We start from the raw sequence: 23414 nt of genomic DNA on the forward strand, positions 1-23414 counted from the left end.
AGGTTTTAACGACAAGACTAAATACTGACAATTGACGCCGCCAAGGAAAACCGTTAAAACAAAAAATTAAGCGATAAATACGCCGTACTAATCATATTTCAGTTGAAATAATGTCCAAAATAAGGAAGGATGCGAGCTTCGCGCGCCAGTGCATTTTGCTCGTCAAATTGCCGCTCTCGTTTTAAGAGAGAAAGCTGCGTTAAACACGCTTTTTTATTAACAGGAATCGTAGTATCCGCTTATGAGTATGCTTCGCACCACAGCTTTATTATTGACTTTGGTTTTCCCTAGTCTGTCCGCTTTAGCAACGGAATATCCTTTACCAGCCGCCCAAAGCAGGCTAATTGGCGAGAACCAGTATTATACGGTTCCAGAGGGTAAACACACTCTCGAAGATATCGCAGCCAAATACCAGCTTGGTCTCAGTAACCTACTCGAAGCTAACCCAGGTGTGGATCCATTTCTGCCAAAACCAGGTAGCCAACTGATCATTCCATTGCAATTGATCCTGCCAAACGCTCCCCGTGAAGGCATAGTGATCAACGTGGCTGAAATGCGGTTGTATTACTATCCAAAAGGCAAAAAGACTGTTGAAGTGTTGCCTATTGGTATTGGCCAAATTGGTAAAGACACACCAGAAAACTGGGTGACCACTGTACAACGTAAGCGTGCGAATCCAACTTGGACACCCACACCGCGCATTCGTAAAGAATATGCTGCTAAAGGTGAAATCCTGCCTGCGGTATGGCCAGCCGGTCCAGATAACCCTATGGGACTGTATGCGCTGTATATCGGCAACTTGTATGCAATTCACGGTACTAACGCGAGTTTCGGTATTGGTTTACGTGTGAGCCAAGGTTGTGTGCGTTTACGCCATGAAGATATCGAGCATCTATTCAAGACTGTACCAGTGGGAACCCGGGTACAATTTGTGAACCAGCCGATTAAAGCAACCGAAGAGCCAGACGGTAAACGCTACTTAGCCGTGCATCAACCATTGTCTCGCACTGTGGCGGAGTTTGAATCAAATGAGCCCGTTGCGATATCTCTGCCAAAAGAGATCGCTAAGTTTATCGCTAAAGCTGACACTGATTCTTCTGTGATCAAGAAGCTACTCGATGAACGTACTGGTGTGCCAATGCGAATTAATCAATAATTCACTGGCGAATATCACCTAAAAAAATACCCGCAATCTGCGGGTATTTTTTTGTCATGCCAGGCTATTCACTAACGTAATAGACTAACATATCAATCACATAAAGGTGCACACAGGGCCAAGAAGTGAGTCATAGCAGCACTGTTTGCTAATACGCGTTGATCGAAGTTTTGCAACGCAGGCGTTTCAGTACAAGCACCGACACGGGCACCACTTCGTACTAAACAAGCTTCAAAAGACGTATCAAAATGATTGAAGATCAAACCATCCTTAACAGGACACCCATCAATCTCACCGTCTACCGCAATCGGGAAATAACCACCTAAAGTATCGCGCAGATCGAGACTAAAACGTCCAGGCACTTGGCTTGGCTCAAAAGAATACACATAGGCTTCACGACTCAAGACATCTTCATGGCAAGTTAAAATACCGTCTCGGCTCGCAGCAAGCAGTAACTGTGCGTGCTCTAACAATAGCTTACCTTCAACCGATGTATGTTCATTCGCTTTAGGTTTACCGTTCTCAAATACAAAACCACGATTTGGGTTTTCGCCGTATTTATTAAATCTATGACCACGACTGAATCCAGTAGGATTGACGAGAGGCAATAAACTCAAGTTCACCCGTTCAAATAGGTCTGCTGAAGCTTCACTCAAAAAATGCAACAAACCCCATGGGCCTGCAGATTCTTCGCCATGAAATCCTGTGCTGATCAATAAAGAAGGTAAGCCTGACTTAGCGGCCGGTGACTGATACAAGCTAACATCGTATTTACCCACTTCACCCAATGTTTTCTCAACCATGCCCAAACGGGTCATTTCCTGCTCAAGCAGCAGATAGAAATTATCAATATCAGTGCTTTCACAGTTAAAAATATCGCTTTTCCACTGAAAGGATTCGAACGGAGATCTGCTTACCATATCTTGTACTTATGCCAGAAAAAGAACTGTGCCATCATAGCAGTTCTTTTCAAAAACTGAATGCTATTCAACTGATTTCGATGAAATCCGAGCAGTCGTCGACAGTGGTGCAATCTGTATCGATACCTGCAAATGTATCAATTGCCTGTCGTTAATGGTATCCAGCTTGAGTAAGACATTTAACAAATTAAAAAATAAGCTCGGCAGGACGCACTTATGAACACTCAAATCACCTTTTTTATCGCCATTTCGGCCAGTGTTTTCAGTCATACGCTACAGGCCCAATGCCGCGCCGAGCAAGATGCGCAAGCCTTATATGCGCTCGAAGCGAATATAGAGACCTATACGCTACAAAATGGCCTAACAGTGCGATTACTGCCCATGACAGATAAACAGACAGTCACAGTCGCCAGCCAATTTAATTTAGGTGCCCGCAACGAAGCCCAAGGTCAGAGCGGTTACGCCCATCTGTTTGAGCACATGTTGTTTAAAGGGAGTGAAAATGCCCCCGGCGATACCTATGCTCAGCAGTTCAGTGCTTTAGGTGCACGTTTTAATGCCAGCACGCATTTTGACTACACCAACTACTATGTGACGCTGCCAAACCAAGCATTAGAACTGGGCTTATATCTCGAAGCCGATCGCTTTATCCGCCCTAGCCTTAACGCCACTACGGTTAAAAATCAGCAGGAAACCGTACTGCAGGAAATGGCACAAACCATAGATAATCAGCCCTATATCCGCAGCGCGATGGTGTTTTTACTCGAGCAAGTAAAAGGTACTCCCTACGGTCACGGTATTATTGGCAATCGCGAAGATATCTTGCAAGCCACACCAGAAAACCTAACAGCCTTTCACCGTGCTTATTATCGTCCCGATGCGATGCAGCTTTCCCTTGTCGGCAAACTAAGCCCACAAACCCGACAATGGATTGAGCAAAATTTTGCGGCTTGGTCTAGGCCAACGATTGCTGAACCTGAATTTTCTGAGTTAACAATCCAGCCTAAACAAGTATATGCTGAGTTAGTGGATGAGCGCGGACCTTGGCCCGGATTACTGCTCGCTTGGCATACAGTAGGTAAAGATCACCCAGATGCTGCGGCAATTCGGCTGCTAGAAGGCTATTTATTTCAAAACACCACCAGTGCACTCGCTAAACTCAGTCTGCATAATCCCGAACAAATGCTCAGCTACTCCCTGCCCTTTGAGTTAGAAAATCACGGCATAGCGAATATCGTCTTGGTTCCACGGGCACGGACCTCACTCGATGCCTTAGTGCAAAAAGTATTGGGACTTGTGGCACAAACGCAGCAAGATGCTCTGGATGAAGCAAGTCTTTGCACACTTAAACAAGTGTGGTTAAACAATCAATTACAACAACTGGATGACACACAGGCCTTAGCTATCAAACTTTCCGCAACGTCGGCTCAAGATAAAGACCATCCCTTTACCGCGCAGTGGCAACGGATCAACGCAGTCACGGCCGACGATATCCAAAGCGTTGCAAAACGGTATTTCAACCAAGATTATGTCCGAGTCGACCTACTGCCACCTTGGTATATTCGCTGGGGTAAAACGCTACTGGAATGGCTGCCTAACGATATGAGTGACAGTTTAGAGGATGCGGTATTATGACGACTCAGACAATGTCAAAGCAACTACAAGGCTTAATGTTCTGCGCTGTGGCTTTATCACTAAACGCCTGCCAGCAGACGCAAATCGTCTTCACGCCGAGCGAACCGCCGAGTTTGGCCCATTTTGAAACGCCAAACTCTTTAGCCCATTCTTTGCCTAGCTCTTTGAACAATCATTTACCCAAAAGCGGTGTCATTATCCCCGTAACGGATGAAATTTTTACCGATGAAGTCCATACCGAATTGGATTTACCCTATCAGTTACATCGCCTTGCCTCAGTTCAAATGAATAGTAGTGTGAGCAACAGGGTCAGTTTAGCGGCTGTGAGCCCGCAAGTTCCCTTCAATAATCCCGATATTTTACAGATTGCCTTTCAAGAAAAGGCCCGCGCACTTGCCATTAGCCGCGCAGATCCCTGTCTTGAGACTTTCAATATGCGTGTCAGCTTGCACAGCATTAATTTAAGCCTCACTTGCCCCGACGATGTTAACCATATCTACGGCTTACTACTGCAATTTTGGCAGCCAGATGCCTTTGTTGATGCGACAACCGCCCCCGTAGATATCGACAATATTCGCCGTCAACTCAAGCTCAATAAACACTTAAACGCCTTTAGTGGCGCCGAGATAGATAAAGTGTGGCGCGATAAACTGCTCGGCCCTGAACATCCCTACAATAGAGTGATCAATAATAATGCATTGTTCGATTCACTCAGCCTAAGGCAATTACAACAAATCCAACAGCAGGCGGTAACACAAGCACAGTGGCATCTTTTTCTACCCAACTCTTTGGTAAATAACGCTAAATTTGACCTTCAAGCTAGCCTTAAACTGTGGCCATTATTGCCTAATTCAGTGCCGAAAGCGGATAAACAAGAGACAGTCAAGCCTCAACAAATCAAGAGGATTTACCTTATTGATGCGCCGGGCAGCGTGCAAACCCAAGTCCGCCTAGGTTATGCCATAGATCATGTCCTAAGTGATGCATCAACTCAGCAGCAACTGAACCCACAGGAAGTCGCCTTAAGCTGTCGCAGTTTATCCGCACTCATGGGCCGCAGTTTTTCGGGCAGACTCTACTATGATTTACGGGAAAAACGCGGCCTCACCTATGGCATCTACGGCCAGTGCGCCAATGCACCGCTGTCCAGCAGCATCAAATTTTACGGCAGTACAGCCATAGAACATACGGGCGCGTTTGTGGTGGGCATACTCGATCACCTAACACTCGTTAAGACGCAAGGTGTTAGCCAAGGTGAAATCGATGCACTTAAAACCTATTTGATCGGTGAAGATTTGCTCAGCCAAGACAACAGCATTCAACGTGAAAACCAATATATCCACCAAGTCGCGACAGGATTAACTCAAATTGAAGTTCAGCAGCTAAATGCAGGATTACAGGCTCTAACGCCCGAAAGGCTACAACAGTTAGCAAACGCGGCTTTTAGTGGTAATCCATTGATTATTTTGCGGGGCGATGTTGATCGAATTCTTCCTGACTTAAAAACCAAGCTACCAGAGTGGCTGTTTGAAAGGGTCAAGGTTGGCCGAACTGACAACTAAAGCCAAATAATCCTTCTAAAAGATTCAAATGCGCGATCGACAGATTAGAGCTTATTGGTCGCACTGTCGCTGGCAGGCGGTGCGCCATTATCACCCTGCGTCATCTGTTCATGGCCTTGTTCCATTTGTTGTAAATCTTCCATCGCCGAATCCTGCTGCATGATCTGCGGATCAGGATCATCTACCGGTAACACCGCCATATTGTCGGCATTCGCGCTCTTTGGCGTAGCAGGTTGTTCAGGAGACATACCATGTACTGCCTTAAGCCCCTCGATTGCCGGAGACGCCTCAGTTTTCAGCGGGCTGTTACTAAGATTCGGTAACCACTCACGCAATTGCTCGGGTCCAAAACTAAAACCTAACGCTATGACGACAGTTGCCACTGCAACATACAGCCAAGGGCGAATCGCCAGATTATCACCTCTTAGTAAAGTGCTTTCACTGGCATATAAATGCGCATCCGAGCGTTGAGCTATTGGCGCGAGTGCTTGTAGCATGTCCGGCAAGGCATCGAGTTCAGGACCTTTAATGCGCTGACCAATAAACTGCCCACCTTCGTAAATCTCCATCTGATGACTGGCGACTTCACCGTCAACCACACCAGAACTGGTAATAATCAACTTATTACAACAGACTCTTCCGCGAAATACGCCGCAAACACGCAGCTCATGACAACTGACTTCACCAGAGATCTCGCCGCGAAGTTCGATCTTAATTTGTCCTGCTGATCTAATCTTGCCCTGCAATTTACCCGCAATGAATGCCGCGCTCTCTAACTGAATGTCGCCCTCAATCAAGGTTTGTGCACTGATAACCGTAATGCCATTGCCCTTACTCGCCATAGGATTCATTCCATATCATTATTTTTGTGACAAAGATGTTATGGTAAAAGTCCTCGAGAATAAAGCACTGGTTTCGCTTAGTATTTAACCTAAGCCCCTGAGCGGGACTTAAGTCACGCCAGCGACTATGTTACCCTGAGCATCTTGCCATATGGCTCCCGAGTACCTGAATATGAGTAACAGGATGCCTCAAAAAGGTGAGTGTTGATATCGCACTAAAACAAAGCTAAAGAACACACTAGCAGCAAACACCGAAAACAAACCGCCAACGAGACCCCGACATGGCACATTCAAACTCCGCTAGCTCGCAATCGATAACCCCAATCGTGACACCACTTGAAGCGTATCGCGCCAAGGTGAGCATAGATCTCATTGACGATCTCGCGCAGCAACAGGCGGTGTTGGCGCTCGATGTGCTATTTAAGCAGTTGATGCTACAGCCACATTCAGCACAGTTTTCCCTTATCAACAAACAAGCAATCAAAGGTCTGTATCTGTGGGGCGATGTGGGTCGGGGCAAAACGTTTCTGATGGATTTGTTTTTCGATTGTTTGCCGAGTGAAGGCAAGTTAAGACTGCATTTTCACCGATTTATGGCACGGATTCACCAAGCATTACGCGAACATTCGGGTAAACGAGATCCGTTAACTCTCATAGCTAAAAATCTCGCAAAAGAGTGCAAGGTGCTGTGTTTCGATGAGTTTTTTGTCTCGGACATTGGCGATGCCATGATACTCGCTGGGCTCTTTGAATGCCTATTCAAACAAGGGGTGGTGCTGGTCGCCACCTCAAATATTCCGATTGAGCGCTTATATGAGAACGGCCTAGCTAGACACAGATTTTTACCTTGCATCCAACTACTGCAAACACACACTCAAATGCTGCATCTCAATGGCAACCAAGACCATAGAATGCACGCCATCAATGCTTCATTAAACAACGAGATTGGCATTGATAGCGCTGAAGTTAACGCCTCGATTTCCCGCAATATAGGCATTACCGGAACACTCGATTTTGAGCAGATTTTTGACAAGCTAGTGAATGGGTTAACGCCAAATACACCCTATATAAGCGCTACTGCCATTAGTGATAGCAGAATGAGTAATGCTAGCCTCACCATCTGCAACCGTGAAATTCCAGTGATCCGCGCCGCTATAGCACCAACAGGCAACTCAGTCGCTTGGTTCGATTTTTATGTCCTGTGTGACGGCCCGAGATCTCAACTCGATTATATCGAAATAGCCAGCCGATTTAAGATCTTAATGGTAAGCGGCGTTCCCAAATTAGGCGGCGAAATAAAAGGCTGGATCCGTGCCCGCGGCACAGAGGACGGTACAGGTGATAACCAAGCCGCAGCCACGGGCGAGCGCAAACTCTCCTATGCGGCCAACGACGACCCAGCACGGCGTTTTATCAGCTTAATTGATGAGTTATATGATCAAAATGTCAGCTTATATCTCAGCTGCGACGTGCCACTGAGCGAACTTTATCAAGGTGGCGCACTCAGTTTTGAATTCCGCCGCACCTACAGTCGATTAATAGAAATGAGTCGAAGTGAATGGCCGTAAAACATTAGCGATTTATCGCTCTGTTGAGTTAGACCAAAAGCCTAATATTGATAAGCGAGAAGTTAGCCATCACGATAAAAATTCGAGGAACAATTAGTGACAAGATAATTCATGCATTCAGAATATAACAAGTCAAATACGCTATTTGCAGATACAAGCCTAGAAAGATGAATAAGTACCTAAATTGAAAATCTGCAATCATAGACAAACTAGTACAGCAAAAACATTATAATAATTAAAAATCAAATACATAAAATAGAAAACCCATCTGCCATAATCGATTCAATCCACACAACTAAATGACTCATTACGTTCAATTTGCTTCTAGCTGTTGCTAACCTTGAGTTTTAAGGTACGGTGTAACTTAGTTTCAATTGTTCTAATTTACAGCCTATAGGTTTAAATCGATCAAATTTACAACCTGCAACATAAAAGCTCAAAAATATAATCTATAGTTTATGCAACCAACTAAAGACTCATGATTCTGACTAAGCGCCATGACACTTAGTTCGAAATATTCGCTAGAAAATATTAAGAACAGCCTTAAACGGAACTCTTTTAAATACAGGGACGATTAACTTATGTGGTTACGACAATTTAAGATTGGCTCACGATTAATTGCTGCGTTTGGATTACTTGCTCTTGTGTTGCTACTTCAAGGAATCATGTCATTACAGACAATGTCATCCATGCGATCCACTGCAGAAGAAATTGAAGATAATACCCTACCTACGCTGGTCAGTCTGTCGAGCATCAACCTCAATGTGATGCGCGCTAGGGTGTTTACATTTCGCCTGTTATTAGCAAATTCGACTGCTGAACTTAACAAAGGACTCGATACATTAAGGCAAATCCGCCAGAGTATTAAAACGGATCAAAAAAACTATGAGCCTTTAATTAGCCTGCCAGGTGAGCAGGAGCTCTATCAAGAATTTAGTGGCAGCCTTGATCTGTATTTAAAGCATCAAGATGAGATGATCAGCAAGCTACAGGCGAATGATGCAGCCGAAGCTAAACGGATCATGGATGATGTCATGATAGTGCAAGCCGAAAAAATGACAAAGACGCTCATTAGCATTGGCAGCTTGAATACTGAATATGCAAAGGAACAAGGTCAAATAACTGCACAAGCCTACGACGAGAGTAAATGGCTAAACAGCATTATGATAGTGGGTTCCTTAATCGCTGCATTTGTAGTGGCAATATTTTTAACTCACAGTATCGTGCAGCCAATGAAGGAAGCTGTAGGCATTTCAGTGGCAGTCGCAAGGGGGGATTTAACGCAGAAAATCAGCACAGAGGGTAAAGATGAAACCAGTCAACTGATGCAATCATTAACTGAAATGCAGCAAAACCTGCGCGACACTTTATCCCATATAGCAAACTCCTCTAGCCAGCTCGCCTCCGCTGCCGAAGAACTCAATTCAGTCACTGAAGATGCTTCCCGCGGCATACAGCAACAAAATGATGAAATTCAGCAAGCGGCAACTGCGATTACCGAAATGAGTTCGGCAGTAGATGAAGTTGCCAATACGGCGGTGCTCGCTTCAGAAGCCTCTGAAGAAACAGCCCGCAGTACCGAATTAGGTAAAAAACAGGTAGATCAGACAGTCGCAGCCATTATCGACATGAATCAGGATGTAACGCAAAGTTCACAGGTTGTTCAAACCTTAGCGATTCAAGCGAGGGATATAGGCAAAGTTCTCGATGTGATCCGCGCCATTGCTGAGCAAACGAATTTACTGGCCTTAAACGCAGCCATTGAAGCGGCGCGAGCAGGCGATACAGGCCGTGGTTTTGCGGTTGTTGCTGATGAAGTTCGCGCCCTAGCCCATCGCACTCAGTCCTCGACCCGTGAAATTGAAGACATGATTAACAAAATCCAGCACGGCACCGAAACGGCTGTGCAATCGATGCAGCACAGCGGCCAAAAGGCTGAACAGGCACTCTCAGTCGCAAGATTGGCAGGGGATGCATTAAACACGATTAATCGCCAAATCAGTACGATGAATAACAGCAACATGGTCATCGCAAGCGCCGCCGAAGAGCAAGCGAAAGTCGCACGTGAGGTCGATAAAAACATTGTGAATATTAGTGATCTTGCCAGCCAAAGTGCTGCGGGGGCACAGCAAACCAGTGCCTCGGCACATGAACTCTCAAGACTCGCCGTTGAACTGAACAATCTACTGACGCGATTTAAAGTCTAGAGTATCGCTTTATAATGGAATCTGAGGGTAATGGCGCAAGATGTGTTAAACCGTTACCCTCAATGCATAACGCTATGATCTAGTTTAATAAAGCATTCCATAATACAAGCTCAACTCAAGAATGCTAGGACCGAGTTTGCGGTGCATGATTAAAGTGCATAGCCAGTTCACTGATATCAGTGGCAACCCATTCTGGCTCGATACACTCGACCAAATGCGCCGCCATAAAGTCCACCAGTTGCATGGCGGCATAGGGCAAACGGCGATCTTTACGGCCAACTAGATACCAGTTACTTTCGAGCGGAAACCCCGTAACAGTTAGAATTGCAGGTTTTTCGCGCCCTTCTTGCAAGGTATGCGCCGAAATCACCGACAAACCTAAGCCCGACGCGACACTCAAGCGTATCGCCTCATTACTCTCGATTTGCATAGTGTCACCGAGCGTGATGCCTTGTCCGCTGCACCAAGACTCGAACATTAAGCGGGTGGCTGACCCCGGTTCGCGCACGATAAAACGCTCATTCTTAAGCTCGTTAAAATTCACTTGCTCACGACCCACAGCCCAATGCTCCTTTGGTGCAATCAGTTGCAGCGGATTTTTAATGATGCGTGCAGATAACACGTTATCGCCACTTGGAGGATGACTGAACAGGTATAAATCATCTTCTTGACGTTCAAATCGGCCTAATACATGGGCACGGTTACCAATGTTTAAGGTCACTTTAACCAGTGGAAACTGCCGATAAAATGCCCCTAAAATCCGTGGTAACACGTATTTGGCGGTAGTGACAATACCGATATTGATGTGACCGACACTGCCACCTTTAGCCTGCTGCATAAAAGCATCGAAATCCTCAAAACGACTCAAGGTATCGCAGGCTGCGCGGTACAACTCATTACCAATCAAGGTCGGTAACATGCGGCCATCACGACTCTCGAGTAATGGCTCACCCAACACATCGGCCAGTTTTTTAAGCTGTAATGACACTGTGGGTTGAGTTAAATGCAATGCCCTCGCCGCTGCGGAAATATTACCTAACCGCACCACTTGCACATACACCTGCAGTAACCGAAAACTCAAATGCCGCAATTTAAGCTGAGTCGATGACGAACGCTTATCCATAGACAATTATCTATACCTAGGTGGTAAACAATTTATTTTTCAATATAACTAATTAGGTCCAAAATCACCAGCAATCAGGATCACCCGACAATTAAGCCTGTTTTGTACGGCTTAAAAGTCAAACTTAATGAGATACCTATGCCCGATATTGTCATTGCCTTTTTCGCCTTAGGCCTGTTAGCTGGCCTAGTTAAGTCAGATCTTAAAGTCCCACCCGCGATCTACGAAACCCTATCCATACTGTTAATGCTTACCTTAGGTTTAAAGGGCGGAATGGCGCTCCACGGTCACACTCAAAACTTAGTGATCACTGAGCTGTTAGCGGTTGTTGCCTTAGGTTTGATTATCCCCTTGGCCTTATACCCTGTACTAACCCAGCTGGTTCGCATTGGCCATACCGATGCCATTAGTATTGCCGCCCATTACGGCTCCGTCAGTGCGGGAACCTTTGCGGTGGTGATGGCTATGGTTGAAAAATCTGGGCTGATCTTAAGGCCAGAAACGACCCTGTATCTCGTGCTGCTGGAACTACCTGCTATTGTCGTAATGCTCTGGTTACACAGATACTTAAGTGCCAAAAAAGCAATTGAAACATCACCCAAAAATGAAAATCAATCAAGCGTGTTGCACGAAGCCTTAACCAGCCGCGGCGTTGTCTTACTCCTTGGCGGTGTGGTGATAGGTTGGCTTTACGGCCCAACGGGACTTGCGCCGCTTACACCTGTGTTACTAGGCGGATTCAAAACCTTACTGGCATTATTTTTACTGGAAATGGGCTTAGTAACGGCTAAAGTGTGTTTGCCGCTACCACTGAAACAATGGCGCTTATTAGTGTTCGCCGCCGTAACGCCCTTTATATTGGCTTGGTGTGGTATTGGTGTAGGTGTTTGGCTGGACTTACCTTCAGGCAGCATTTTAGTGTTAGCGGCATTAAGTGCCAGCGCATCTTATATCGCAGCTCCAGCGGCCATTCGAGCCGCAATCCCCGAAGCCAATATAGGTCTGGCTATGCTAGCCTCACTCGGGATCACATTTCCAGTTAACGTGCTAATTGGCTTACCCTTATATCAACATTGGGTAACGCTCATTACAGCTTAGTACTTCTTCGCCGAATAAAGTCCAATGAAAAGGGAGACATTATTGTCTCCCTTTTCATTGGCATAAGCGTAAACAATTTAAGATGCATCACTGTGATGTGTGGCTTTATCCTGATACATGGCTTTATCGGCGGAATCTAACAGATCCTCTAAGCTCATATCTGAATCCGGTGTCCAATGGGCGATACCTATGCTGGTCGCCAATCTATGTTGCTTAGGGTGCTGTTGATTATATTGCTCAAGTAACTGCTTAAAACGCTCGATGACCCGATTGACGGTATCTCTATGCACAAAACTTAGCAGCACCACAAACTCATCGCCGCCAAGCCTTGCGATCACATCCGACTCCCTAAAAGCAGTCATTAAGATATGGGCAAAATCATATAACACCTGATCGCCCTTGCGATGACCAAAGCTGTCATTCACTTCCTTAAAAAAGTCGAGATCGAAGAATACTAAGGCCGCCTCAGATTCGGTACGTCGACAACTCGCCAGTGACTGATGGGCCAGTAATTCAAAACCACGTCGATTCGAAATAGCTGTCAAGGGATCTAAGGTATTTTGCGCGATAGAGAGTAATTCAGCCTCTACCATTTGTCCTAAATCTGTTAAGGTTTCAATGTCTTCAGCCGTAAAATCCCGCGGTTCAGTACCGATTAAACACAAAGTACCCACCCGATATTGCTCGTGAATGGTGAGGGGATAGCCGGCGTAAAAGCGAATATGCGGCAGCTCAGTCACCAGAGGATTGTCACTAAAACGGGGATCTTTGAGGGCGTCGTTCACGATGAAAATGCCGTCATGATTGATCGCATGTCCACAAAATGAAATTTCCCGAGGTGTTTCAGTCACCTCCAATCCTTGGCGAGATTTAAACCATTGCCGTTCGGCATCCACTAAGGTCACAACACAGATGGGCAAGGAGAAAATTCTGCGCGTAAGCCGAGTAATACGGTCGAAACGTTCCTCGGCATCGGTATCGAGCACATTAAGTGCGCGTAACGTGGCCAAGCGTTGCAGCTCGTTTTCAGGAATTGTAGGTAATTGCATGGCACTCTCAGCTAACTTCTCTCATTAAACTCTAGCTTAAATGGTGTATTCTTGCGGTGTTAAGGCTGAAATTCGTATCAGCCTTAATCCACTTAAAGACTGCACTATTCAAGCACAGCACGATAAATGTTTAACACCCGCTGAGCATGGTCTTCTACCTCTGACACTGGTAACTGCCCCGCCTTTTGTTGCAGAGTAAGTCGATGATTTTCATCTCGTAGTAAGCAATAGGTCTGAGTTAAATGCTGGGCACTCATCATTGGCAAAAGTTCAAGCTCAGCTAACACACCAAAAATCCGCACATTGTCGGACCAAATCGTTAGCTCTGGATACTCGTGAGCATTAGCCAGCACTAAGTACTGGGCAATAAACTCAATATCGGCAATCCCGCCTGGACTCTGCTTTAAATCAAACATGCCATCACTGACTTTAAGCAAGTGATCGCGCATCTTCTGACGCATCTCTCGTACCGCTTTTTGCAGCTCAACTTTATCCCGTGGTTTTTCCAATACCGAGGCGCGAATTCGGCTAAATTTGACCGCTAAGCTATTGTCGCCGAAAACAAAACGCGAGCGCACTAAGGCTTGATGTTCCCACGTCCACGCCTCGTTAGCTTGGTATTCGCCAAAGCGTTCAATCTCACTGACCATCAAACCCGAGGCGCCAGAAGGACGCAGCCGCATATCTACTTCATACAACTCACCCGAAGTGGTACGAGTAGAGAACAAATGCAGAATACGCTGGGCGAGTTTGAGGTAGAAATGGCCGACTTCAATCGGCCGTTCACCATTGGTCTGGCTGTTATCTGCTTTGTTTTCACACAGGAAAACTAAATCGAGATCGGAGCCGTAACCCAATTCAATCCCGCCGAGCTTGCCATAACCGACAACGGCAAAGCCTGTGTCACTGCCCTCAAGGTATGCTGGCACGCCGTGGCGCACTGAAACCTGTTGCCACGCCTGCATCACCACTTGTTCGATAATAGCTTCGGCTAAAAAAGTTAAGTGATCGCTCACTTGCATCACGGGTAAAACACCCGTGACATCGGCGGCGGCGATTTTAAGTTGTTGTGACAGCTTAAATTGTCGCAGCGCTTCCATCTGCTGCTCCATATCATCCTCGGGCACGCGCATCATGTACTGACGCAGCTCGCTCGGATAATCGTCAATAGAGGTCGTGTCATAGAGCTGCGACGGATCGATAAGCTCATCGAGCAACATGGGAAATTTAGCCAACTGCGCGGCAATCCAAGGACTGGCGCAGCACAAGCTCACCAACTGCTGCCGCGCGCCGGGGTTTTCACACAAAAGCTCAAGGTAAGTGGTGCGAGTTAAAATTTGCTCCAGCACCTTAGACACGGGCTCAAAAGCTGACGATGGACTCTGTTGATTAATCAATTCTTCCAATAATCTTGGCATTAACTTATCTAAGGTTTCCCGCCCGCGTGGACCAATGGAACGCTTAGTCACTGTTTCGCGCCAGCTGCTGAGCATAGGGCACAGCTTGTCATCATCAATTTGCTGTTCGGCCAACAACGCGATGCCATCATCAAGGTCTTGCATGTTCCACAGCTGCGTCGTCCAATGTTCAGCTTTTTCTTCGCCTTCTTCGCCGCCCACTGTGGCTTTAAAATGACGATGGATTTTGCTCATTGCCGCTTCAATATGAGTGCGTAAATCAACCTCATTAGCCATATCGAGTACATGGCACAATCGAGCCCAATCCAATGGATTATTCGGTAAGGTTTGGGTTTGTTTATCGTCAATGGCTTGCAGCAGATTCTCAACCCGGCGCAGCAGTAAATAACTATATTTAAGCTCATCGACCGCCAAATATTCAAACTGCCCTAAGCTGTAAAGCGTATCGATAGCACCGAATAAACTCTGCTGACGCAACGCAGGCTCACGGCCGCCACGGATCAATTGAAAACTTTGCACCACGAACTCGACCTCACGAATACCGCCTGCACCGAGTTTAATATTGTCGGTCAAATGACGGCGCCGCACTTCTTGCGCTATGAGTTGCTTCATTTTCCGCAGGGATTCTATTGCCGAAAAGTCAATATAACGGCGATACACAAAGGGTCTCAGGAGGCTGTGTAGTTCATCGGAGAAATGGTTCCAAGGCCCGAGCGCACGCGCCTTGACCATGGCATAACGCTCCCAATCTCGCCCTTGTTCTTGGTAATAATCCTCAAGACCGCTAAAACTCACCACCAAGGGGCCACTTTCACCGTAGGGACGCAAACGCATATCCACGCGGAACACGAAACCATCGACTGTGACTTGATCGAGCAAGTTCACTAGCCTTTGCCCCATGCGGATAAAGAATTGTTGATTATCTAAACTGCGACGACCGCCGACGGTTTCGCCATGCTCAGGAAACGTGAAAATCAAATCGATATCGGAGGAGAAATTAAGCTCGCGGCCACCTAACTTCCCCATGCCTAAAATCAGTAGCGGTTGCGGATTCCCTTCTCTGTCCATCGGCGTGCCATATTGAGCGCACATATCTTTATAGAGCCAATCGCGGGCGCAGATCACTAACGCTTCGGCGAGCGCCGACAGATCAAGCAAGGATTCCTCTAAACTGGCATAGTCTAAAAAGTCACGCCAAGCTAAACGCACCATTTGATAGTTACGAAACCGTCGCAGGGTGGTTTTAGCCATCTCCTCAGTGGTCGTGCTAGCAAGTTCTTCATGTAAATCAACATCAAAGTTTTTACGATCAATCAGGCTTAAATCGCCCGCAAACAGCATAGCGATCCACTCGGGATGTCGGCATAGTTGAGCCGCCACATAATCACTGAGTCCCAAAACCGTTTTGAGTTCTTGCTGCTGAGCAGGCGTTAATTGCGCAAGTCCTTCGGACCATGCTTCCTCTAATCGCAGCCAATTGCGTTCAGCGGTTTGATTAATAAGAATAGACAATGACTTATTACTGTCTTTTTGCATGGTCATAATAATCCCTAACAAATTTAGCTATCGACATATTATGTCGTAAATGATATAGATTGACGCCACATCATGTTATGTTCGACGAGACTTGCAGCTACCTGATGTAACACACAAATAAAGGTTTACACTTTTATCTGTGGCATTTAAGGGTACTATAACCTGCGCGGCAGGCATATTGGGCAAGCGGATTATTATTGCCTGCAAGTATTTGAGTTTTATTTCATTACCTTTTGGAGAAAACATGGCAGGAATGCTAACCCGTGTTCTCACATCGATACTTTTTTTAGCCGTTTCGCTATCGCTGACGGGTTGTGGCGATGACAGACCGGATAAAATCGCGAAGTATCAACAACTCACGCAGCAACGCCTCGCTACGCTCACGACGATGATCGATGACGGCCAGTTGCGTAACGCTAACCTCTTAAAACAATACACCACACTGTTAAAGCAGCAGAAACCCGATTTAGCGCCTCTGCTTGATGAATTAGCAAAGGATTCTGGCACCCAAGGCCCCATGTATACCTCGCTGAAACGTCGATTAGATGAGTCGAAAGTGGCGAGTAACTTTGCCGATCTCGATCAACAGCTGGCCGAAGCGGAAAATCTTTATCAAGCCGCTGATCCCAGTTTGTTTAACGATATGTTGTCCGACCCTGTCAACGTGGTCGCCGATATGTCCGACGGCAAACTGGCCCGCGTGAATGCGATTAGCCGTGAAGCCGCAACATTAGCCAATGGCGGCGAAGATTTCGGCCCTGGTAGTCAACTGGTCGGCAATCCCTCTTACGGTAACTGGCAAACCGACTCAAGCGGCACTTCGTTTTGGGCTTGGTATGGCATGTATTCGATGTTTTCGAATGTTTTCAATCGCCCAGTTTCCTACGATCGTTGGTCGGGTAACCGTGGTTATAGCTATTACAATGACGTAGGTCGTTATCGCTATACCTCACCCAAACAAGCGGATGCGCAAAATAAGACTTTCGAACAAACGAAAAAACGTTTCGACTCACAAGGCAAGCGCTTTGACAGCCCTTATGCTAAGCCGCGAACTGGTGGCACGGCGTTATCCCGTGAAAGTACAAGCGCACCGAAGGCCAGCACGACAAGTGTGAGCAAGAGTTCGAACAGTAAGTTTCGATCTAACTATGCTAAAGACAGCAGTTTCCGCAATTCCAGTAATCGCACGACCCGCAGTGTGCGCCGGGGCAAGTAACTAAGGATTTCCAATGACATTATTTCAGGATTTCGGTATCACACCAGAGCTAGCCATCATTCTGGCTATCGATCTCACCATAGCCGTGATTTTGCTAACGCTAATGCGTTATTTGCAAGGTTGGAGTGTAAAGGTCAATAGCAGTAAGGAGCTGGCAGAGCGGGATAACTTTGCCTTTGGCATAAGTACCGCTGGCGCAGTTGCCGCCCTAGGCATAGTGCTTACAGGCGCTATCACAGGCGCTGCGGCACACTCTTATCTTACCGAAGCGATTGGCATGAGCTGCTATGGTTTATTCGGTTTAGTACTGATTAAACTCGGCCGTTTTCTCCACGATAAAATAGCGCTAAATGAGTTTGATAAGAACGAGCAAATCATCAAAGGTAATGTGTCCGTCGCTATCGTCGATGCCAGCGTTGCTATTGCTACCGCCATTATCATTCGCTCCGTCTTGCTGTGGGCAGAAGATTTAACGGTCGATACCTTCATTGCCATCTTCAGCGCCTTTGCGATTTCACAGTTGATGTTAGTGCTACTCACGCGCTGGCGTGAAAACCGTTTCGCAAGCCGCAACCAAGACTCGTCTATGCAGCAAGCCTTAGCCCAAGGTCATACAGCGTTAGCGCTACGCCATGCGGGTTACATGATTGCTATGGCACTGAGCTTTAATGCCGCCAGTCACTTTATTATTTATAATCCAACGGCTTATGTGACTAACGTGATCGGTTGGTTAGTGTTCTCTGTCATTATGCTGATCGCACTCTCCTTACTGCTGTTCGTCGTGAAGAAACTGGTATTGGCCCGTATCGATTTAGCCGATGAAGTGGAAAGACAACACAATATCGGTATTGCCGCAGTAGAAATGGCGATCAGTATCGCTATCGCACTTATTCTTACGGCACTGATGGCTTAATCGAATGCAAGAAATTAGCTTAACTCCCTCGGCGGCTAAACCTAGCCGCCTAGGTTGGTTCGACGATGTTCTCTTATTGGGCATTATGGCCGTATTAGCAGGTTGCGGCCTGATCTACGAATATCTTTTATCCCACTATGCGGGCCGCATTTTAGGCGCATTAGAAGCCGCCATTTACACCATGATAGGCTTAATGATTGTCTCCATGGGACTAGGTGCCTTCGCCGCGCGTAAGATCCGTGATGCCTTTACCGGTTTTGTGATCTTAGAACTCACAGTTGCACTCTGTGGCTCACTCGCCATTTTAATCACAGCAGCGGTGATTGGTTTTGGTCAACAACTACCATTGATCATTGCTAACACCTTAGGTTTACCGCCAGATCAACTGCCCGAAGGTGGCATGATAGGCTCGCTGCAAAAACTCAGCGAATACTTACCCTATGTGTGGGGTGTGTTATTGGGCCTTATGATTGGTATGGAAATCCCGCTGATTGCTAGGGTTCGCCAATCCCTTTCCGACGAGCATTTACTGCATAACGCGGGCACCATTTACGGAGCTGATTACATAGGCGCAGGCATAGGTGCCGCCATTTGGGTTGGCTTTATGCTCGCCATCGATATCCAACTCGCCGCCGCCTTAACTGCCAGTTTCAATCTATTGGCAGGTTTTGTGTTTATCTGGCGATTCTGGCCTAAAATCCGCCGCCCTAAACTGCTTTTGAGTGGGCATTTTATCGTGACTGGCGTCTTACTAGTATTAGCAATCCACGGCCCACGCTGGGAGCAAGAATTCAATAATTTGCTCTATAAAGACAAAGTGGTTTACGCCAAGGCGACACGTTTCCAACAGCTGACCTTCACCGAGCGGTTGCGCGGTAACGGTCTGCCGCCCGTTTATGCTTTATACATCAATGGTCGCTTACAATTTTCTAGCATAGACGAGCACATCTACCATACGTTTCTCGTTCATCCTACGCTCGCGGCCAGTGCCCGTCACAACAAGGTGCTAATCATTGGCGGCGGTGATGGACTCGGTCTCAAACAAGTACTCCGCTGGGAACCTGAACAAGTCACGCTGCTCGATCTCGATGTGGGCCTAGTGCAATTATTTAAATCGCCCGATACAGATATGCCAGATAGTCTCAGTCGCGCTATGTTGGCGCTCAATGGCAACGCACTGAACGATCCCCGTGTCACAGTGATCAACGACGATGCATTTAATGGTGTCGATAAACTGATTGCCACAGGCGTGAAATACGATGCGATTATCGTAGACTTGCCCGATCCGAGCCATCCCGATCTTAATAAGCTCTATTCGGACTATTTCTACCGTAAATTAAAGGAACTTATGAGCAGTGATGGCGCTCTGACTGTACAGTCAACATCGCCTTACCATGCCCCTAAGGCCTTTATTTCGGTAGCAAAAACCTTGGCATTGGCGGGATTTGACGTCAAGCAGTACCATCATAATGTGCCCAGTTTTGGTGAATGGGGCTGGAGTATTGCAACCTTAGCCGGACTCGATGCACAACACAGATTAGCGAAGTTAACTGAGTTGCCCATCAAAGATGACTGGCTCACTTTAGGTTTAGTGGATGGCGCCTTTGAGTTTCCAGCCAATTTTTATCAAGATGCCGCCAACATAAAACCCAATGAATTGGGTTCATTGCAGCTGTATCACTACCATTTGCAAGATTGGTCCGAGAATCAAGGACTGGATCTTTTTTAATAGGATGAGATAGTACTTGACATATTATGTCTCGGTGCTATCTTTGAATACAGACATAATATGTCAATAAGGACAAATATGAATATCCATACCATTGCCAATCACCTCAACAGTCTTGGCAACAACAGCCAAACTGGCTTTCAATTTGATTGTTATCCAATCGATGGTGAAGTCGAAGTGTTGCAAGTGAATGTGGTCGGCCGTGAAGAAATCCCGGTATTTGTATCGGTAACGGACAACCAAGTACTTTGCATCAGCTACCTGTGGGGCGAGAATGAAGTAAATCAAGAACGTCGCAGTGAAATGTTTGAAACCATGCTAGAGCTCAACATTCCAATGCCCTTGTCAGCTTTTGCAAAAATTGATGACAAATACGTGGTTTACGGTGCGCTATCACTACAATCTAGCATGCTCGAAATCGAGCAAGAATTAGCAGTTTTATCTGATAACTGTTTAGAAGTTATTGATGAATTGGTCGACTATCTGAAATAAGGAGCCACAAAATGGGCATTCTGAATAAAATTTTAACAGCGTTTCGCGGTGGTGCCACCGAAGTTGGCCAAAGCATCGTTGACGCAAACTCAACCCGTATTTTCGAACAGGAAATCCGTGATGCAGAAAAGCATTTAACCAATGCTAAACGTGAACTGACCGATGTCATGGCAAAAGAAATGCAAGCCAGCCGTGAAATCGACCGTCTGAAACGTTCGATTGCAGAACACGAAGGTTATGCGACTCAAGCATTGGACAAAGGTAATGAAGCCTTAGCGATTGAAATTGCTGAAAAGATTGCTCAGTTAGACCAAGAGTTGTCTGAGCAACAAAGCGCCAACGACAGCTTTAGCGCCCATGCTGCACGCTTGAAAGACTTAGTGAAGAAAACCGAACGCCAACTGTCTGATTATCAACGTCAGTTGAGCATGGTTAAAACCACCGAAAGCGTCCAAAAAGCGACGGCAACCATTACTGACTCGTTCGCGTCTAGCAACTCTAAGCTGCTGAACGCTAAAGATTCACTAGAACGTATCAAGGCACGTCAGCAACAATTTGACGACCGTTTAAAAGCGGCTGAAACCTTAGCCGATGAAAACAGTGATAAGTCGTTGCAAGCCAAACTAGCCGAAGCGGGTATTGGTGAGCAAAAGTCAAACGCAAATGCAGTGCTAGATCGAATCAAAGCACGTAAAAGCTAAGCAATGATTGACCGAATGCCGAGTCTCAGTGGGATCATCACCCCCTACTGACCTCGGCATTTTTTGTTTCATCCTCATTAAATAAAAATGACCACTATTGCCCGTGAATATCCGCAGCCAATCAATATGAGGCCGCACGCGAGCATAGTCAGCAGGAGTCACTATGGGATTTTTCAATAGTATTTTTGGTAAGAAAGCCCCGCCACAGCGCGAGCTCAATCACCCGTCCCAGCTCAATGTCGGCGACATGATCTCAATCGATGATAGTTTTGCCCTGCCACCACAACTCCGTGGTCAACAATTAAGAGTCGAAGCCGTACATACTTACGAGTCTGAACGTAAACAACACTCCGAGTGGTTACTCAAGGGACATGGTAGCGATACTCTCTTTTTGAGCATTGAAGAAGACGACGAAACCTATCTCGCCTTTTCGATTAAGGTTTCCCGCGCCCAAGTGGAGCAATTATTCGATCTCGAGCAATTCAGCGCCCTGTTCGAGGAACCGGGTCATGCCGAGTTAACTACGCAAGTATTACCGGCCGACTTAGCTGAACAACTTGAACAATGGCTTGGAAAACAATACCACCAAGTGACTTTTGCCGCTTTTGGCTATTTTCATCGTCAGGATTATCGTGGCCAAAAGCCGCCACAGGATGCCAATGGCGCCACAGGTGAGCCCTTTGAGTACTATTTATTACTTGATGACAATGAAAGCTGCGCCGTCGAAGTGGAAGTCTACGAAGGGGGTGATACCGATGTTGTCTTGACCCTATATCGCCCGCTAACGGATATTCGGGAATACTGGCCGGCGAAATAACACGAAAATAAGATAAAGTGCGTGCTCGCACTTTATCAATAATCCCAATACAATCTCACAGATAAGCGCTAGAAACGGTTGATAGCAATAGGTAATACGCCATGAGTAAAACCAAACACCCTCTGCCCGAGCAATGGTTAAAGAACCAACAAGCCGCTAAGGCGACACAGGTTGCCTTCGATCTCGATGAAAAATTTCAATACTCTATTCGTAAAGCCGCGTTAGATGCAGGCGTTAGCCCTTCTGATCAAATTCGTACTATTTTAGGTCTTAGCGTATCGAAACGGCCAACGCGTCCGCGTCTTACCGTGTCACTCAATGCAGATGACTATGTGCAACTGGCAGAGAAATATGGTTTAAGTGCCGATTCACAGCTAGAAATTAAACGCCGCGTACTCGACGATTTAGTCCACTTTGTTGATGAAACCTAAAGCAACGCTGATCTCAAGCGCCAACCCTTCTTACCATTGGCTGGCGCGATTAATCGATATATAGCCCTTTTATTAACTCAGTCAATTTACTCACAGCCTAAAGTCTTTTACTTTAGTAGTGATATTCGCCGCACTTAACAGGGATCATGTTTGGCATGACAGATAAAACACCATGGTCGCTTCGCACCCTTGGCACTCCTTCTCCATTCGAAATGGCGATGATGCTATTGTCCTTGCTGTCGGTGATCATAGTACTTGTCATGACCTTCGGCCGCCTAGATAGCGAAACCTACCGCTTGCTCTTCTTTGTCGATACCAGTATTTGCATGATTTTTATGATCAACTTCTTTGTTGGGTTGATCCGTGCTCGCGATAAACGCTTTTTCATTAAACACCATTGGATTGATTTTATTGCCAGTATTCCGGCGATTGAAGCCCTACGTATGGCACGGCTTTTTCAAATCCTACGGGTAATACGCCTGATCCGCATGAGTCGCTCACTGCTGCTCCCACTGGTAAAACAACGTAAACAAGCCACCTTAGCCAGTTTACTGGTTGCTATGGTGACGATTCTGACATTAGCTTCCGTCATTATGCTCATCGTCGAAAGCGGCACCGAAGGCGCCAATATCCAGACCGCTGAGCAAGCGATTTGGTGGGCATTAGTCACTATCTCTACCGTCGGCTACGGCGATTATTATCCTGTAAGCACAGCAGGCCACATCATAGGTGGCGTGGTCATTGTCAGCGGTGTGAGTTTTTTTGGTGTGATTTCAGGTTATATGGCGTCGGTATTTGTCGCGCCAGATGAATCTGAACGCCAAGAACGCCAAGATGCGCATAAAGCCGAAATCAAATCAGAGCTTGAATTAGCCTTAGCGAGAATGGAAGAGAACCAACAAAAAATAGAACAAAATCAAGCGCAAATGCTGGCTCAAATTGCGGAACTTAAGCAGGCTATCGAAACAAAAAAATAGCTGACGTTGTTGCGAAAACGGACT

General features: G+C 46.4%; 19 protein-coding genes. 14 read left to right on the top strand and 5 right to left on the bottom strand.

Translation table 11 applies throughout. From position 1 onward, the window contains the following. The first annotated feature begins 241 nt into the window (after positions 1-241). Entirely contained in the window at positions 242-1156 is a 915-nt protein-coding gene (locus GWI56_RS00675) for a L,D-transpeptidase family protein (protein ID WP_105251568.1), read from the top strand. Between the two features lie 92 nt (positions 1157-1248). Here GWI56_RS00675 and GWI56_RS00680 read toward each other — a convergent pair whose 3' ends face one another. Then, positions 1249-2076 (bottom strand): M14 family metallocarboxypeptidase, encoded by an 828-nt coding sequence (locus GWI56_RS00680; RefSeq protein ID WP_105251567.1) that lies wholly within the window; start codon positions 2074-2076, stop codon positions 1249-1251. A 216-nt stretch (positions 2077-2292) separates the two neighbouring features. Between GWI56_RS00680 and GWI56_RS00685 the strand changes: the two genes are divergently transcribed. Both GWI56_RS00685 and GWI56_RS00690 read left to right on the top strand, forming a co-directional pair. Beyond that, complete coding sequence (locus GWI56_RS00685) at positions 2293-3711, top strand: pitrilysin family protein (RefSeq protein WP_198571850.1); 1419 nt, start codon at positions 2293-2295, stop codon at positions 3709-3711. Continuing rightward, positions 3708-5273 carry an insulinase family protein gene (locus tag GWI56_RS00690; protein ID WP_242068324.1) on the top strand — a complete coding sequence of 522 codons (1566 nt, stop codon included), beginning with the start codon at positions 3708-3710 and terminating at the stop codon, positions 5271-5273. The genes GWI56_RS00685 and GWI56_RS00690 overlap by 4 nt, the downstream gene beginning before the upstream one ends. A 44-nt stretch (positions 5274-5317) precedes the next feature. On the opposite strand, the gene GWI56_RS00695 is transcribed toward GWI56_RS00690, so the two are convergent. Next, positions 5318-6115 (bottom strand): polymer-forming cytoskeletal protein, encoded by a 798-nt coding sequence (locus GWI56_RS00695; protein WP_198572027.1) that lies wholly within the window; start codon positions 6113-6115, stop codon positions 5318-5320. A 281-nt stretch (positions 6116-6396) separates the two neighbouring features. On the opposite strand from GWI56_RS00695, the gene zapE reads away from it, so the two are divergent. Together zapE and GWI56_RS00705 are read left to right on the top strand one after the other, a co-directional pair. Then, complete coding sequence (gene zapE, locus GWI56_RS00700; protein WP_198571851.1) at positions 6397-7683, top strand: cell division protein ZapE; 1287 nt, start codon at positions 6397-6399, stop codon at positions 7681-7683. Positions 7684-8264: 581 nt separating this feature from the next. Further along, on the top strand, positions 8265-9890 hold the full coding sequence (locus tag GWI56_RS00705; protein WP_198571852.1) for a methyl-accepting chemotaxis protein: 1626 nt from the start codon (positions 8265-8267) through the stop codon (positions 9888-9890). Between the two features lie 124 nt (positions 9891-10014). On the opposite strand, the gene GWI56_RS00710 is transcribed toward GWI56_RS00705, so the two are convergent. Beyond that, positions 10015-11013 (bottom strand): LysR family transcriptional regulator, encoded by a 999-nt coding sequence (locus GWI56_RS00710; protein ID WP_198571853.1) that lies wholly within the window; start codon positions 11011-11013, stop codon positions 10015-10017. Between the two features lie 138 nt (positions 11014-11151). Between GWI56_RS00710 and GWI56_RS00715 the strand changes: the two genes are divergently transcribed. Beyond that, positions 11152-12111 (top strand): sodium-dependent bicarbonate transport family permease, encoded by a 960-nt coding sequence (locus GWI56_RS00715; RefSeq protein WP_198571854.1) that lies wholly within the window; start codon positions 11152-11154, stop codon positions 12109-12111. A gap of 77 nt (positions 12112-12188) precedes the next feature. Here GWI56_RS00715 and GWI56_RS00720 read toward each other — a convergent pair whose 3' ends face one another. Both GWI56_RS00720 and glnE read right to left on the bottom strand, forming a co-directional pair. Then, complete coding sequence (locus GWI56_RS00720; RefSeq protein ID WP_198571855.1) at positions 12189-13160, bottom strand: sensor domain-containing diguanylate cyclase; 972 nt, start codon at positions 13158-13160, stop codon at positions 12189-12191. A 104-nt stretch (positions 13161-13264) separates the two neighbouring features. Beyond that, entirely contained in the window at positions 13265-16120 is a 2856-nt protein-coding gene (glnE, locus tag GWI56_RS00725) for a bifunctional [glutamate--ammonia ligase]-adenylyl-L-tyrosine phosphorylase/[glutamate--ammonia-ligase] adenylyltransferase (RefSeq protein WP_198571856.1), read from the bottom strand. A gap of 238 nt (positions 16121-16358) precedes the next feature. Here glnE and GWI56_RS00730 point away from each other — a divergent pair, with 238 nt between their 5' ends. The 8 genes from GWI56_RS00730 (at position 16359) to GWI56_RS00765 (ending at position 23390) form a co-directional block, all read left to right on the top strand. Beyond that, on the top strand, positions 16359-17330 hold the full coding sequence (locus tag GWI56_RS00730; RefSeq protein ID WP_198571857.1) for a hypothetical protein: 972 nt from the start codon (positions 16359-16361) through the stop codon (positions 17328-17330). Positions 17331-17343: 13 nt separating this feature from the next. After that, positions 17344-18243: a DUF350 domain-containing protein gene (locus tag GWI56_RS00735; RefSeq protein WP_113939026.1), complete on the top strand. Its 900-nt coding sequence runs from the start codon at positions 17344-17346 to the stop codon at positions 18241-18243. A 4-nt stretch (positions 18244-18247) separates the two neighbouring features. After that, positions 18248-19972, top strand: coding sequence for a polyamine aminopropyltransferase (locus tag GWI56_RS00740; RefSeq protein ID WP_198571858.1), 1725 nt, complete (start codon positions 18248-18250; stop codon positions 19970-19972). Positions 19973-20050: 78 nt separating this feature from the next. Further along, positions 20051-20464 (top strand): DUF2170 family protein, encoded by a 414-nt coding sequence (locus GWI56_RS00745; RefSeq protein WP_105251554.1) that lies wholly within the window; start codon positions 20051-20053, stop codon positions 20462-20464. 11 nt (positions 20465-20475) lie between these two features. Further along, entirely contained in the window at positions 20476-21165 is a 690-nt protein-coding gene (locus GWI56_RS00750) for a PspA/IM30 family protein (RefSeq protein WP_028761835.1), read from the top strand. A 163-nt stretch (positions 21166-21328) separates the two neighbouring features. Beyond that, the gene (locus GWI56_RS00755) at positions 21329-21982 is read left to right on the top strand and encodes a hypothetical protein (protein ID WP_028761836.1); all 654 of its coding nucleotides are present in this window, start codon (positions 21329-21331) and stop codon (positions 21980-21982) included. A 101-nt stretch (positions 21983-22083) separates the two neighbouring features. Next, on the top strand, positions 22084-22413 hold the full coding sequence (locus GWI56_RS00760) for a hypothetical protein (protein WP_028761837.1): 330 nt from the start codon (positions 22084-22086) through the stop codon (positions 22411-22413). 155 nt (positions 22414-22568) lie between these two features. Next, positions 22569-23390, top strand: coding sequence for an ion transporter (locus tag GWI56_RS00765; protein ID WP_198571859.1), 822 nt, complete (start codon positions 22569-22571; stop codon positions 23388-23390). Positions 23391-23414: the final 24 nt, after the last annotated feature.

It is taken from the genome of Shewanella sp. DW31 (assembly GCF_015767295.1).
Lineage (GTDB): Bacteria > Pseudomonadota > Gammaproteobacteria > Enterobacterales > Shewanellaceae > Shewanella > Shewanella oncorhynchi.